Genomic DNA, 14,386 nt, shown 5'->3' with positions numbered 1-14,386 from the left:
AGTAGGTTAAAGAGGAGGCAAAAACAGCCCTTACTACTTCACAGTTCTTTCCACTGTGCTATAATAAACCCACTAAACAAGTTGAGGCAATGTATCATGAGTGGTAAATCACACAAATGGATTGACAATATCCTAACAGATGGAGAAACCATAGAGGCAATCTACAATCTCAATTATGAGGTATATGCAACAAATAAGCGTCTACTGGAACGGTCTGGCAGAACGATAAGGGACTATGATTATAGCCATATATCAAGTATTTCTTATTCATCAAAGCGGTACTATTGGCTACTCGTTCTCGGTGTGATTATATTCATCGCTGGTCTTTGGATTAGTAATGAAATGAACACAAAAGAAATAGCATACGGAGCGTTTGGTGTTTCATTAATATTCATTTTAATCGGTATTTTTCATAAACCAGAATGGGTAGAACTTAATGTTATTGGTCTGAATCGCCTTGTGAAATACACTGGGAACAGAGAATCCTTAGATTCTTTGTTGCACTTTGTTAGGCAAAAGCATTTAACAGAACCGGAAACTAGCCAAGTTAGAGGAAAAGACACAGGTTATATTGAGATAATAAAAGAGTTGGCGGCATTAAGAGATAAAGGCATATTAACACAGGAAGAATTTGAAGAGAAGAAAAAGAAAATACTAAATGAATCAGAGTGAATGCACGAAGTTAATACTCACTATATAGTCCTCTATATGTAATTGTCAATACCCCGCTTTTCTTTTCTTCTTCATCAACAACCTTTGCAAGCATGGCCTACCCTAAAGTACTTGTTCCAAAGGTAGTACTAATTTACTATAGCTATTCCGTTGTTTTTTGTGATTGTAATATGTATTATGTAAACAGAGTATTATAATTATGGCTTACATCAATCAGCGTGGGAGGTCGGGTAGTAATTAACCGTGCAAACCAGTCTCATTCTGGCAATACCCGTATAAATCAGCGATGCCGAAAAGAATTTTCACTGTCATCATACTCCTGGTTGCGATAGTGGTCTTTGGCCACCCCCTGTACTTTCCGGTTAACTATGCGGATAGGGTAGCGCAAGCGCAATCTGGTCCTGACCTGACCGTTGAGGCGATAACCCCTTCTCCGGAAACACCTGCCATCGGGGATAGTGTAACCTTCACCGTTACCATCAGTAACCAGGGCACAGTCACTTCAGGTCAGTGCTACGTTGCTTACTATATCGATGATAATTATCTCACCAATGATTACGTGCAACCAATCGACCCTGGCGCCAGTACCGAACACACTTTCACCTGGACTGCTGAAACCGGCATACATGTCATCACTGCAATGGCCGATTACAGGGAGCAGGTCAATGAAAGCAATGAGAGCAACAATCAAAAAACCTACACGCTGTCCACACTGGGCGCGGACCTCATAATCGATTCTATAACCTGGTCGCCTTCAGAACCTACTGTTGGCAGTACTGTTATTTTCACCGTAACCATCAGGAACCAGGGCGCGGTTGCCGCCAACTCAAACCGCGTAGATTTTTACATCGACGGCATTTCACGGGGCTACAAGGATGTCGAGAGAATAAATCCGGAGGAAACACTGACCAAAACCTTTTCCTGGTTCGCCAAGGCAGGTGAACACGCTATTAAGGCCATCGTTGATAAAAACGATGCCGTGCCGGAATCTGATGAGGGCAATAATGAAATGACGGTGCTTTTCTCCGCTCTCCTTCCCGACCTGATTATAGATGATATATCGTGGTCCCCCACGGAACCATCGCTAAGCGATAATGTTAGCTTCACCGTAACTGTTACAAATCAGGGCAGCGGCGTATCAGGCAACGCCACCATCAATTTTTACGTTAATGATACCTACCGGGATACAGAACGAACCGGTAAACTGGAAGCCGGTGCTTCTGAAAACGTTACCTTTTCCTGGATTGCTGTACGGGGCATGCACGATATAAAAGCCGTTATTGTCACAGGAGGCGTTATTGTCGAGAGCGATGAGACCAACAATGAGAAAACCGTCATCATCTCACCACTTCTTTCTGACCTCATTGTCCACAGTATCACCTGGTCACCGACTAATCCAGCCATAGGTGATAGCGTTACCTTTACCGTGACCGTGAAGAACCAGGGGAGCGGGGACTCTATTGAATCCAGAGTCGACCTCTTTATCGATAATGAAAAAGTAGGCTACCGGGGGCTGGTGCCGATAAATGCCAACGACACTAAAACGGCGTCCTTTAGCTGGATAGCCAAAGGTGGAGTGCATAAGATACGGGCGATTGTCGACCCACAGGACAAAGTGTCCGAGAGCGAAGAGTCGAACAATGAAAAAATGATTATCTTCGTACCTATGCCACCTGATCTCATCGTCGAGCAGATAACCTGGTCACCGTCAGCGCCGGTTATAGGTGACACAGTGACATTTACCGTTACCGTTAAAAATCAGGGAGAGGCCAACGCCGATTACTCCTTTATTTCCTACCATATTGATAATATCCAGATGACTTCTGACCGAGTAAATCCAATATCGATTAACGCAACCGATAATCAGACCTTTACCTGGACAGCCACCGCCGGCGAACATACTATCAAAGCTTTTGTTGATTTCACCAAGAGAGTTGCCGAAAGCGATGAGACCAATAATGAAAAGGTGACCACCCTGACCCCCCTTGGCCCCGACCTCATAATCGAAAGTATTGACTGGTCACACAATGACCCTCCGGTAGGAGAAATGGTTACCTTTACTCTAACCATTAAAAATAACGGAGGCAGCAGGGCCGGCACTTCACTGGTCCATCTCTACATTGATAACAACCCTGGGGGCTTTCAGGACATTCCAGAGCTGGATCCAGGCGCAACAGTCACCAGAACCTTCAGCTGGAAAGTGGCCGCGGGACCGCATATCATCCGCACCGTTGTCGATGATTCGAACCAGGTGGCCGAGAGCAACGAGGCAAACAACGAGACGCTGATTGGCTACCCCATGCCTGACCTTGCCTTTGAAGCGGTGACATGGAGCCCGATTGAGCCATCAATGGGCGATAAAGTTACCCTGACCGCATACGTCAAGAATAAGGGCAGCCGCAGGGCAGAAGGTTTCCAGGTATACTTCTACGTCGATGATAAAGTCGTAAATCAGCAGGAGATTCCGCAGCTCGACGCTGGCACACGCGTGATTAAGACATTTGAATGGGATGTCGCCGCTGGCCCGCATGTCCTTGCCGTATTCGCTGACGGTGCCAATACCATTACCGAGGGAGCGGAAGACAACAATACAGAAACGGTCATCTTCTCCATTCTCGCCCCTGACCTGATAATTGAGTCCATTACCTGGCCCTCTGGAGAACCTTCTACCAGTGACAACGTGACCTTTGCAGTGACCATCAGGAATCAGGGTGATGCCAGGGCCGGATATGCATCCGTGAATTACTATGTCGATGGCGAGTACCTGGCCTCAGGACAGGTCAATTCAATAGAGCCCGATGAGAATACAGAAGAGACCTTCAGCACCTGGATTTCTCAGGTTGGGCCGCACACTATCAAGGTGATTATCGATGAGGTTAATCAGGTCCTGGAAAGCAACGAAGCAAACAATGAAAAAACGGTGAACTTCTCTACGGAAAACGTCACGCCACCATCGGAGCAGGTACCCGCCTCCAGCACACAACCCCAGCAACAGCCAGCAAGTCCGGCCCCGATCCCACTGACACCAACAGAAGAAACAGACTACAAGATACCAATTTTATTTGGCATCGTCGTGGTGATATTCGGCGGTACCTTAATTATTTCGCTACTCCGGGAGTTGCGAAAGAGGGGGTAACCATCCCCCTGGTAAAGAGCTGATACAAGCGATTTTTCTATTTAGCGACCTTGTTCAGCGCGGATGCCGCGGCGCTTCTTATAAAACCCTCGTCACTGCTCAAGCCGACAAACTGAAAACCCTGGGCAATACGTTCATTGGCCGCTTCGGCACTGCCAACGTGAATGCCTCCGGCAACACCATGCTTTTTCCCCGCCGCCAGCACCTTGCTTATGGCGTCCCCGTGCCGTGGGTCAGTCTGGTCAAGCCCCGGCTTCAGCCCCATGGAGATGGCGAGGTCAGACGGCCCGATGAAGAAGGCATCAACGCCCTCCACTGAGAGTATTTCATCAACACGGTTTACTGCATCAATATGCTCTATCTGTACGATGACGGCAATCTCTTCGTTGGCGTGCTCAAAGTAATCGACCCCACCGTAGAGACGCGCCCGCGGGCCACCGTAGCTCCGTGCGCCAAGTGGCGGATAGCGTGCAGCCTGTACTGCCTGCACCGCCTCTTCACGGCTGTTCACCATGGGGATGACCAGTCCGTATGCGCCGGCGTCCAGAGCACGCTTGATAGGCATCGGGTGGTTCCAGGGTACCCTGACCATCGGCACGGTGCTTGTATATGAGACAGCCTGTATGATGGACTGCGTTGTGCCGATATCAATGGAACCGTGCTCGGTGTCAACGACTACCCAGTCATATCCCATGTTGGCGATGATTTCGGCGGTGATGGGACTCCCCAGCACCATCCAGACACCGACGGCTGCCTTCCCTTCACGCCAGAGTTCCTTCACACGGTTTTTCTTCAATATTATTCTCCTTCCTTTTTTCAGCTTTTTACTTGTTCCAGGAACCGCTTAAGTTTGGACTGAAATTTCGGCTGGTCCCAGACCTCCCGATTCACCACGCCGTCGGGCATTTCCCCGTTCATAAGCTGCGTTATCTGCTTGGCGATGATTTCCCATACCGCGTTGAGAAATTCATCGGTGAAAGCCATAGCATGGGCGGTAACGATGACGTTGTCCAGTTTTAACAGCGGGTTGTCCGGCGGCGTTGGCTCCTGGTCAAAGACATCCAGCGCTGCTCCCCGTATCCATCTTTCCTGCAGGGCCTTGTGGAGCACAACCTCATCAATAATAGGCCCGCGAGCGGTATTTATCAGGAAGGCGGTCGGCTTCATTTTTTTCAGCTCCTTCTCCCCGATGATGTGACGGGTCTTTTCATTCAGCGGACAACTGATGTTGAGGTAGTCAGATTCGGAGAGCACGGTATCCATATCCACCAGTTGAACATCAACATCCCTGACGTCCTCCGGTTTTAGATAGGGGTCATAGGCGATATGCCTCATGCCGAAGGGCTTGGCCAGTTTAAACATCTCGTGGCCTATGTTACCCACCCCGAACGACCCCAATGTCTTGCCGATCAGGCCATAGCCGTTGTGCTTGGGCACATCGCTCCATCGTCCCTCGCTGGTGAGCTGGTGCTTGATGAAAAGACGGGTACTGAGGGCAAGGATGAACGTAATGATGGCCACCGCGACCGGGCGGCGTACTGCCGCCGGCGTGATACACAAAATTACTCCGGCCTTGGTAAGCGACGGAACGTCAATCCGGTCATAGCCAACGCCGTTGCGGTGCAGGGAAAGAAGTCGGTCATTGCCGACAAAACTGCCCTCCACCCATCTGGAGAAGGTGCGGGTAACCACGATATCGTAATCTTCTATCTGATGCGGAGCCACCTCGGGCAGCATTTCGGCGAAGACCTCGCGTTCAATATCCGGCATCTTCTCCAGCGACTTGAATCCCGGGCAGTCCAGAATGAAATTGCCGTCCTTGTCATAGTAATCCCGCGTGAAGCCGACTCTGGCTTTACGACCCATGCCTGTTTCCTCCTTAACTTTTATTATGGTATGGTGAATATCCACCCATTGCGGATTTTTCCGAAAGTAAGGCGCATTAACCACATTTTTATCTCTCACCGGATTTTTGTCAAATATACACCGATTATGAATTCCCCTGTTTTTGTCATTCGCTACGGAAATATTGTAATATTAACTTAATATCAGCTGAAACGCTGGCTGCTGATAGTTTTACAACATAATTATCAATGGTCACTGGGGTGAATCCGTCCTCACAATTCACCATATAATGCCAAGACAATATATTGATAAGGAGGTATCTACGTGTTTAAATCGGTCAATCTTCTCCGGCTGAATCGCGGCCAGGAAATATTAAGCGAACTTGCCAGATATTGCGAAAAGAAAGGCATAACCTCGGGCATAATCCTCGGCATCATTGGCTCCCTGGAAAAGGTCAAGTTCGGAACCGCGCCCAAGGACGGTAAGTGGGGATGGGACTTTGACGAATTTGAGGGCCATCTTTCTATCCTCTCCGGTCAGGGGTCGCTTTCCGTATATGAAGGTGAAAAAATATTCCACATCCACATGTGCGCCATCGACCCATTGAAGCCGGGCCAGCTAATCGGCGGTCATCTTGAGGAAGGTATCGTCTGGGCAACGGTCGAGATTTACATAGGCGAGCTCAGTTATCAGCTCGAGCGCGACGTAGACCCCGAGAGCGGCCTGACGGCACTGCGGACCACCTGACCATGAGTTAACTCCGATTTCTGAAAATCTTGACAAATTGAGCAGACTTCGATATTATGGCATATCAGATGTGCATCTATATCCTCAAAGCAATAGCCATACTATATGTTCCGATATTACAGGGTATATTGACCAATTGGTATGAAAGGGGGTGACAGTTTTCACAAAGCACCATTGTTCTACAGTTTGACTGTCAATATTTGACTAAGGAGGATAAATTGAGCAAAAGATTAGTATTCACGTTGGTATTAGCGGTGATACTGCTAAGCAGTCTGGCTGCCGCCTGCGCTCAGCCAGCGCCGGCACCAGCACCCGCTCCAGCACCGGCACCCGCTCCAGCACCGGCACAGCCCGTGGAAATTGTCAAGTGGATTATTCAGGATGATAACCCGACCACCACCTCCACCTACATGTCCCTGGACAGGGTCAGCAAGGCGATTAAGGCAGCCAGTGGCGGGCGCTTCGTTATTCAGGCCAACGAGGGCGGTGCCATCGTCCCCGCCGACACCGAGATTGAAGCCGTTCAGAGGGGGATTCTTGATGGCGCTTCCAATGGCCCCATCCTGTGGGTTGGTGACCTCCCACAATCACCCCCATTCTCCATGATGGTCGGTGGTCCCACCGCAATGCAGTACCAGATGTGGTACCTGTGGGGTGAGGGCCTCGTCCTGATGAAGGAGATGTTCGATGCCGGCGGATTTGAGAATGTCAAACCAATAGCCACCATCTGCCGCGAGCCGGAGACCTTCCTTTACACCAGCTTCCCGGTCAATGGTCCGGAGGACCTGGCCGGCAAGAAGATGAGGCTCCTCGGTGACGAGGCGGTGATTTTCGGCCAGCTGGACGTTGCCGCCGTTTCCACTCCCAGCCCCGAAATTTACGAGTCCATGCAGCGCGGTGTCATTGACGGCTTCCAGCACTCGAGCCTCGCTGTTGACTGGCCCATGGGCTTCCACGAAATCGTTGATTACGCCTACGTATCCCCACTCCGCCAGCCCACCGACATGTATGTCTACATCGTCAACGAGCAGTCATGGGCTGACCTGCCCAACGACCTGAAGTGGATATTCACCGAACTGGTGTGGGCCGAGGGCACGCGGCACTACGCCGAGTGGACCTACAAGAACACTACCGCCACCGCCGACTGGATTGCTGCAGGTGTACAGGTTGTACCGGCACCCAAGTCACTGGAAGCCGCAATAGTTAATGCTTCCAATGACTTCTACGCGAAGCGAATGGCTGAAGACCCGTTCTACGACAAACTGATGAAATCCCTCCAGAACTGGCGAGACGCTTACGGAATGACCTATCCGAGCCTGTAATTTCTAGAGCCAATTCCCCGCCCCGGAGAGTCTTTCGGGGCGGGGAAGTTCAATAACTAGAAAAGAACAATTATGAGAAAATTTATACATACCGTTGACACCATCAGTGAGTGGACGGCAAAAACAGGGCGGTGGTTTATCGTAGCACTGGTGGTGTTGGTGACCCTTGAGGTCATGCTCCGCTATGTTTTCACCAAGCCGACCCTGTGGGGATACGAGCTCCACGTCATGCTCGCCGCCAGTTCCTACATCCTCGCCTTTGCCTACACACACCGGCACAGGGCTCATGTCAGGGTCGATATGATATATTCGCACCTTCCCCTTAGAGCTCAGGCTCTCATTGATTTCCTTGGCACGTTGCTCCTCTTCTTCCCGTTTATATTTATGATCTCCTTTGCCGCCTGGAGCTGGATGTTTGATGCCTGGGCAACCGGTGAGAAGATGCCCATTACCGGCTGGTACCCGCCGGCGGGACCATTGAGAACAGTTATATTCTATGGACTCTGCCTGTTTGCACTTCAGGCCATAGCCCATTTCTTCCGGGACACATATCTACTGATAAGAGGCAAGCCATATGATTGATTTAAGTCCCGAAATGGTTACCGCCATCATGCTGGGCGGTGTTTTTATTGGAGTCTTAACCGGTTACCCTCTTGGATTTATCGTCGGAGCTTTAGCTTTATTTGTCGGCCTTTTTGTTTTTGGTGGCATAGTACAAGTAGCTGACGTCATTTATACCAATATCTATGGCATCATGACCAACTACGTCATCATCGCAGTACCCCTGTTCGTTTTCATGGGGGTAATGCTGGAACGCTCCGGTATAGCGGAACGCTTATATGATGCTCTGTACCTGTGGCTCGGCGGCCTGAGAGGCGGTCTGGCCATCGTCACCGTGCTCATGGGCACCATCATCGCCGCCACCGTGGGCATCATCGCCGCCTCCATCACCATGCTGGCGCTGGCGGTTCTTCCATCGATGCTCAAGCGCGGCTACAGCAAGCCCCTGGCCACCGGTGCCGTAACCGCCGGCGGCTGCCTGGGAATACTTATTCCCCCAAGCATCATGCTCGTGCTTTATGGGCCGATGGCTGGAATCTCCGTGGGCCAGCTCTTCTTCGGTGCCTTTTTACCCGGATTTACCCTGTCTGCCCTGTATATTACCTATATCGCTATACGGTGTTATCTCCAGCCGCAAATTGCACCATCTGTTCCCTCTGAAGACAGGAAAGTGCCTTTCCTTAAAAAAACTACCATGCTGCTTACCTCTATTTTACCTGTCGCTATTCTCATCCTGTCGGTACTGGGCGTAATCTTTTTTGGCGTCGCACCCCCCACCGAGGCAGCTGGTGTCGGCGCTTTCATGGCTACCATACTTGCCATTGCCTACCGGCGTTTCAGCTTGACAACACTGAAAGAGGCTTCGCTCATCACCATGCGAGCCTGCGGCTTTATTTTCGTCATCGTTACCATGGCCGTGGCCTTTAGCGCCGTCTTTCTCGGTGGTGGTGGCCGCGAGGTTATGTCCAATATCATTTTGAGTGCACCCGGTGGCAAGTGGGGTATTTTCGCCATCATCATGTTCATCATCTTCATCATGGGCATGTTCATCGAATGGATCGCCATCGTCTATATTATGGTACCGATTATCACCCCCATCGCTGAGGCAGCCGGTTTCCCCCTCCTCTGGTTCTCCATTATGGTCTGTGTGAACCTGCAGATGGCCTTTATGACCCCACCGTTTGCCTCTGGAATCTTCATCTGCCGCGGCGCAGCCGACCCTAAACTGGGCATAACTATGGGGGATATCGTCAAAGGCGTACTACCACATGTGGCGCTGATTATTATCGGACTTATCATTTTCACACTTGTTCCTGAGATAATTACCTGGTTACCTGGTCAGATGATACGTTAGTAACCAGTATCAGATACTTAGTTCAGAGACGGGGAGGTAGGATTTATGACGCATGAAGTGCATAAAGTGGTAAGGGAGTCTGGCGGACTGCGTATTGTCATTGCCGATTCTGCAACCTCCGTCACCGAGGATAATAAAAACGATATCGTTGTTAACGGTTCACACTGCGGTGCCAATATCGCTCCCGACTACATACTCCCAAGTGGTGCCCTCGGGGCGATTGGCAATGATGCCGGCATTGGCCTGGAAAATGCGGGGATAGCATCCCTGAAGACCCTGGAAGAGCATGGCATCCCGGCCGCAGCCGTAGCGGCCATGTCTGCCGAAATCGGCGTTGGCCAGTCCACCTACAATGAAGGTGTCATATCGACAGTCAACGAAGTGGCCAAAAAGATGGGTGTTACGGTGGGCATGACTGCCAAAGAAGCAGCTGATAAAATGCTGGAAGGAATTTTGAACGCGACATAGAAAGGGGAGGGGGTAAACATTGGCTGGTCAGATAATAATAAAGCAATCAGGAAACCGCAAAATCGTCGTTGCTGATTCTGCGGCAGCGATGGATGAAAGTACCAAGGGCGATGTCTTTGTCGATGGTTCCCACTGCGGGGTAAACGTCGGGGAGATGACGATTCACAGCGGCGTTGGCGCCATGATAGGCAACGATGCCGGGATGGGAAAGAACGACGCCGGTATCGCCGCCCTCAAAATGTGCGATGAACAGGGCATCCCGGCCGCCGCTGTCGCAGCCATGTCGGCCAAAGTCGGCTCCGGAATGAGCACCTATGAGCAGGGGCAGATTTCTGCGGTTAATGAGGCGGCCAAGAAACTCGGCGTTTCAGTCGGCATGTCCGCCAAGGAAGCGGCCGACAAATTGCTGGAAGCACTGGCCCAGAGCTAGAAGCAGTATTGTGGTGGAACTTAGCGGCTGGTCGTGTGTCCTGGAATGCGGTATAATAGACAATGATGCTCGCTGGTATAGCTGAACCTGAATTGACTGACCGATTATCAGAAACCATCATCATTCAGCATATCAGAATACATGGAAAAGTTACCGGAATCCCCTGTAACGAACTCAAAAGAGGAATTTACAGGGGTTTTCTTATGTGTTCCCTTTGACAGCGAATTCTGATATGGAAAGGAAGCAGATGAAATGAAAGCGTTGGTGAAAGCAACCGAAGCTGTAGGGTACGAATATAAGGATGTTGATATGCCCAAGGTCGGGCCCAAGGATGTCCTGGTCAAAATTATGGGGACCGCGATCTGCGGCAGTGATATCCACATCTATCATTCATCACCCAATATCATGAAGATGATGCAGTTGCCCATTGTTACCGGTCACGAAACGTGCGGAGAGGTGATAGAGGTGGGTGAATGCGTGACCAACATCAAGAAGGGCGACCTTGTTTCCCCGGAGCCGCATATATTCTGCGGGGAATGTTACTACTGCCAGAACGACGCCGCGCTCAACTGTCTGAACATGGGCCTCCTCGGCCACACGCTTAATGGTGCCTTTGCTGAATATATGACCGTGCCGGCACAGGTATGCTGGAAACACCCGCCGGGCACTTCTTACGAACTCGGCGCCATCCACGAACCGCTCGGTGTAGGGATGCATGGTGTCATGGCCGGGGAAATCAACGGTAAAAGCGTGGCGGTCTTTGGCTGTGGACCCATTGGCATGTTCGCTCTCGGTGCTTCCAGAGTATTCGGGGCTACCAAAATTTTCGGTATTGAAGTAGCACCGAAACGTATCGCTATGGCGCGCCAGCTCTTTCCCGATGTCACCATTATTAACTCCAAAGAGCAGGACCCGGTCAAGACCATCATGGATGCCACCGGTAGTCTCGGTGTGGACGTATCAATTGAGCTCAGCGGCAACGCTGAAGCCACCAAACTTTGCTTCCAGGTATTGAAGCGTGAGGGCAGGGTAAGCCTGGTGGGTGTGCCGCCGGGACCAATAGAATTTGACTTCCACCCCAATATCATACTCAAGGAAGCAAGAGTATTTGGCGTGTTTGGCCGGGTGGTCTGGCAGACATGGTGGCAGGTTCGGGCTATGCTGGACACAGGCAGGTTCGACCCCCTGCCGATAATAACCCACCGCTTCCCGCTGGCTGACTATGAGAAAGCTTTTGAACTGGCCCAGAGCGGTGAGGCGGGCAAAATATTGTTGCTCCCCTGAGGGAAAAGTCGGAGGAGGCATAGGGGTAAGTCGCTTTTTTCGCAGGCGTTAAAAGTTGGTGAGCTATGGGAGAGCGTCTGAAAGACAAGGTAGCCATCATCACCGGGGCTGGTGCCATCGGTCCCGGCATGGGAAATGGCAAGGCAACGGCCATTCTCTTCGCCCGTGAGGGCGCCAGGGTCATGGCGGCTGACATCAACCCTGAAGCCGCCGAGGAAACCAAACGCATGATTGATGAAGAGGGCGGCCAGTGCATCACCTTCAAGGCGGATGTGTCCCTCGCCAGCGACTGCCAGAAGATGGTCGAGACCTGCATCGAGAAGTTCGGCCGCCTGGATATCCTGGACAACAATGTAGCATTGGGAGCACACGGCGGTCCGGTGGAAATCAGCGAGGAGACCTGGGACCGTGTAATGAGCGTGAATCTGAAAAGCATGTTCCTCACCTGCAAATATGCCCTGCCCCATATGGAGAAGCAAGGAAGTGGCGTCATCATCAACATCGCTTCGATTGTCGCGTTACGTGCCGAGCCATCGTCTTTGCTGGCCTATTCCGTCTCCAAAGCGGGCGTGATTGCCCTGACGCGCGAGGTGGCCATTCAGTATGCTGCCAAGGGTATCCGCTGCAACACTATCCTTCCGGGGCTGATGAAGACACCGCGGGTGGCACGCTACTATACAGATTTCTGGGGCGGCGATATCGAAGAGATGTGGCGGCGGCGGGATGCTATGTCCCCCACCGGCAAGCAGGGTGAACCCTGGGATATCGCCTACGCCGCGCTGTTTCTTGCCTCCGATGATTCGAAATACATTACCGGAACCACACTGCTCGTGGACGGCGGCCTGTCCGGGACAATGAGAACCTGGTCACCGGAAGCGAAATAGACATTGATATGCCGATATAAAAGGAGAAAAAGATGGGAGAACGCCTCAAAGATAGGGTAGCCATTGTCACCGGCGCCGGTTCAATCCTGGCCGGGACGGGCAATGGCAAGGCAACATCCATTGTCTTCGCCCAAGAGGGTGCCAAAATAATGGCGGTTGACTATAATCTGGAAGCCGCTGAGGAAACCAAACGCACCATTGAAGGGGAAGGCGGCACCTGCATCGCGTTCTACGCCGATGTTTCCAAGACAAGCGACTGCCAGAAGATGGTCGAGACCTGCATCGAGAAGTTCGGTCGGGTCGACATCCTGCACAATAACGTGGGGATGGGCGGATACGGCGGGCCGGTGGAGACGCCGGAGGAAATCTGGGACAAGACTATGGCCATCAACCTGAAAAGCATGTTCCTCACCTGTAAATATGCCCTGCCCCACATGGAAACCCAGAAGAGCGGCATAATCATCAATATTTCCTCACTCAGCGCCATCCGGTGTCAGCCGGCGCCAGCGCTTGCTTATTCCGTCTCCAAAGCCGGGGTAATTGCCCTCACCCGGGAGGTGGCCATTCAGTATGCGGACAAGGGCATCCGCTGCAACGCCATCCTGCCCGGAATGATGAAGACGCCGATGGTCGAGTACTATAACCCGGACGCCTACGGCGACGGCAGCGTTGAACTGATGTGGCAGCGCCGTGACGCCATGTCCCCCACCGGCAAGCAGGGCGAACCGTGGGATGTGGCCTACGCTGCCCTGTTTCTCGCCTCCGATGATTCGAAGTATATCACCGGGACTACCCTGCTGGTTGATGCCGGTCTTTCCGCAACCCAGAGGTCGTGGCCGTCCGAAAAGAAATAGAGAGAGGGAGGATTTAACAATGGGAGAGAGATTGAAAGATAAAGTAGCCATTGTTACCGGCGCCGGTTCCGTGCTTCCCGGCATGGGCAACGGCAAAGCGACAACCATCGTCTTTGCCCGGGAGGGCGCCAAAGTCATGGCGGTTGACTATAACCTCGAAGCTGCCGAGGAAACCAAGAAAATGATTGACGAAGAAGGCGGCGAATGCATCACCTTCCAGGCCGATGTTTCCAAAGCGAGCGACTGTCAGAAGATGGTCGAGACCTGTATTCAGAAGTTCGGCCGGATTGACATACTGCACAATAACGTGGGCATCGGGCAGTGGGGCGGTGTCATTGAGACTGCAGAAGAGACCTGGGACAAGGTGATGGCGGTAAACGTGAAGAGCATGTTCCTCACCGGAAAATACGTCATCCCCCACATGTTGAAGCAGGGGGGAGGTTCCATCACCAATATCGCCTCGGTGGGCGCCATACGGTTCACCCTGCCCAACTGCGCCTACGCCTCTTCAAAGTCAGCAATAATTGCCCTGACCAGAGATATCGCCCTCGAGTACGCCGATAAAGGCATCCGCTGCAACGTCATCCTCCCCGGGCTGATGAAGACGCCGCAGGCTGAGTACTACAACAAAGATGCCTGGGCTGGAGGTGATATAGAGGAAATGTGGCGCCGCCGTGATGCCATGTCCCCCATGGGCCGGCAGGGTGAGGGCTGGGACACCGCCAATGCTGCCCTTTTCCTTAACTCCAACGAGGCAAAGTACATCACGGGGACTACCCTGGTGGTTGATGGCGGTATCTCGCAGACCATCCGGTCGTGGTGACCAGGT

At 51.8% G+C, this 14,386-nt stretch carries 14 protein-coding genes; 12 read left to right on the top strand and 2 right to left on the bottom strand.

Annotated features, from left to right (window positions below; translation table 11 throughout):
- The first annotated feature begins 96 nt into the window (after positions 1–96).
- Both KKD83_01230 and KKD83_01225 read left to right on the top strand, forming a co-directional pair.
- Positions 97–672, top strand: a complete 576-nt coding sequence (locus tag KKD83_01230; GenBank protein MBU2534776.1) for an SHOCT domain-containing protein — start codon at positions 97–99, stop codon at positions 670–672.
- 286 nt (positions 673–958) lie between these two features.
- Positions 959–3,808: a hypothetical protein gene (locus KKD83_01225; GenBank protein ID MBU2534775.1), complete on the top strand. Its 2,850-nt coding sequence runs from the start codon at positions 959–961 to the stop codon at positions 3,806–3,808.
- Positions 3,809–3,845: 37 nt separating this feature from the next.
- Here KKD83_01225 and KKD83_01220 read toward each other — a convergent pair whose 3' ends face one another.
- Both KKD83_01220 and KKD83_01215 read right to left on the bottom strand, forming a co-directional pair.
- A complete protein-coding gene (locus KKD83_01220) occupies positions 3,846–4,604 on the bottom strand; it encodes a hypothetical protein (GenBank protein MBU2534774.1) in 759 nt (252 codons plus the stop codon).
- A 20-nt stretch (positions 4,605–4,624) separates the two neighbouring features.
- Positions 4,625–5,674: a dehydrogenase gene (locus tag KKD83_01215; protein MBU2534773.1), complete on the bottom strand. Its 1,050-nt coding sequence runs from the start codon at positions 5,672–5,674 to the stop codon at positions 4,625–4,627.
- 303 nt (positions 5,675–5,977) lie between these two features.
- On the opposite strand from KKD83_01215, the gene KKD83_01210 reads away from it, so the two are divergent.
- From KKD83_01210 to KKD83_01165, 10 genes are all read left to right on the top strand, one after another.
- Positions 5,978–6,400, top strand: coding sequence for a DNA-binding protein (locus tag KKD83_01210; protein ID MBU2534772.1), 423 nt, complete (start codon positions 5,978–5,980; stop codon positions 6,398–6,400).
- A gap of 218 nt (positions 6,401–6,618) precedes the next feature.
- Complete coding sequence (dctP, locus tag KKD83_01205) at positions 6,619–7,722, top strand: TRAP transporter substrate-binding protein DctP (GenBank protein MBU2534771.1); 1,104 nt, start codon at positions 6,619–6,621, stop codon at positions 7,720–7,722.
- Between the two features lie 72 nt (positions 7,723–7,794).
- Positions 7,795–8,304 carry a TRAP transporter small permease subunit gene (locus KKD83_01200; GenBank protein ID MBU2534770.1) on the top strand — a complete coding sequence of 170 codons (510 nt, stop codon included), beginning with the start codon at positions 7,795–7,797 and terminating at the stop codon, positions 8,302–8,304.
- On the top strand, positions 8,297–9,637 hold the full coding sequence (locus KKD83_01195) for a TRAP transporter large permease subunit (protein MBU2534769.1): 1,341 nt from the start codon (positions 8,297–8,299) through the stop codon (positions 9,635–9,637). The genes KKD83_01200 and KKD83_01195 overlap by 8 nt, the downstream gene beginning before the upstream one ends.
- 45 nt (positions 9,638–9,682) lie before the next feature.
- Positions 9,683–10,105: a hypothetical protein gene (locus tag KKD83_01190; GenBank protein MBU2534768.1), complete on the top strand. Its 423-nt coding sequence runs from the start codon at positions 9,683–9,685 to the stop codon at positions 10,103–10,105.
- 19 nt (positions 10,106–10,124) lie between these two features.
- Entirely contained in the window at positions 10,125–10,535 is a 411-nt protein-coding gene (locus KKD83_01185; GenBank protein MBU2534767.1) for a YunC family protein, read from the top strand.
- 252 nt (positions 10,536–10,787) lie between these two features.
- Positions 10,788–11,819: an alcohol dehydrogenase catalytic domain-containing protein gene (locus KKD83_01180; GenBank protein MBU2534766.1), complete on the top strand. Its 1,032-nt coding sequence runs from the start codon at positions 10,788–10,790 to the stop codon at positions 11,817–11,819.
- Between the two features lie 65 nt (positions 11,820–11,884).
- Positions 11,885–12,703, top strand: a complete 819-nt coding sequence (locus KKD83_01175) for a glucose 1-dehydrogenase (protein MBU2534765.1) — start codon at positions 11,885–11,887, stop codon at positions 12,701–12,703.
- Positions 12,704–12,735: 32 nt separating this feature from the next.
- On the top strand, positions 12,736–13,557 hold the full coding sequence (locus KKD83_01170; GenBank protein MBU2534764.1) for an SDR family oxidoreductase: 822 nt from the start codon (positions 12,736–12,738) through the stop codon (positions 13,555–13,557).
- Between the two features lie 19 nt (positions 13,558–13,576).
- Entirely contained in the window at positions 13,577–14,380 is an 804-nt protein-coding gene (locus KKD83_01165) for a glucose 1-dehydrogenase (protein MBU2534763.1), read from the top strand.
- Positions 14,381–14,386: the final 6 nt, after the last annotated feature.

Source organism: Chloroflexota bacterium (genome assembly GCA_018829775.1).
Lineage (GTDB): Bacteria > Chloroflexota > Dehalococcoidia > Dehalococcoidales > RBG-16-60-22 > E44-bin89.
This window is presented reverse-complemented; position numbering and strand designations above follow the sequence as displayed.

What these genes read in the sequence shown, in the direction of transcription:
- KKD83_01230 (MBU2534776.1), top strand. Translation starts at nt 97, where the DNA reads ATGAGTGGTAAATCACACAAATGGATTGACAATATCCTAACAGATGGA.
- KKD83_01225 (MBU2534775.1), top strand. Translation starts at nt 959, where the DNA reads ATGCCGAAAAGAATTTTCACTGTCATCATACTCCTGGTTGCGATAGTG.
- KKD83_01215 (MBU2534773.1), bottom strand. Translation starts at nt 5,674, where the DNA reads ATGGGTCGTAAAGCCAGAGTCGGCTTCACGCGGGATTACTATGACAAG.
- KKD83_01200 (MBU2534770.1), top strand. Translation starts at nt 7,795, where the DNA reads ATGAGAAAATTTATACATACCGTTGACACCATCAGTGAGTGGACGGCA.
- KKD83_01195 (MBU2534769.1), top strand. Translation starts at nt 8,297, where the DNA reads ATGATTGATTTAAGTCCCGAAATGGTTACCGCCATCATGCTGGGCGGT.
- KKD83_01190 (MBU2534768.1), top strand. Translation starts at nt 9,683, where the DNA reads ATGACGCATGAAGTGCATAAAGTGGTAAGGGAGTCTGGCGGACTGCGT.
- KKD83_01180 (MBU2534766.1), top strand. Translation starts at nt 10,788, where the DNA reads ATGAAAGCGTTGGTGAAAGCAACCGAAGCTGTAGGGTACGAATATAAG.
- KKD83_01175 (MBU2534765.1), top strand. Translation starts at nt 11,885, where the DNA reads ATGGGAGAGCGTCTGAAAGACAAGGTAGCCATCATCACCGGGGCTGGT.
- KKD83_01170 (MBU2534764.1), top strand. Translation starts at nt 12,736, where the DNA reads ATGGGAGAACGCCTCAAAGATAGGGTAGCCATTGTCACCGGCGCCGGT.
- KKD83_01165 (MBU2534763.1), top strand. Translation starts at nt 13,577, where the DNA reads ATGGGAGAGAGATTGAAAGATAAAGTAGCCATTGTTACCGGCGCCGGT.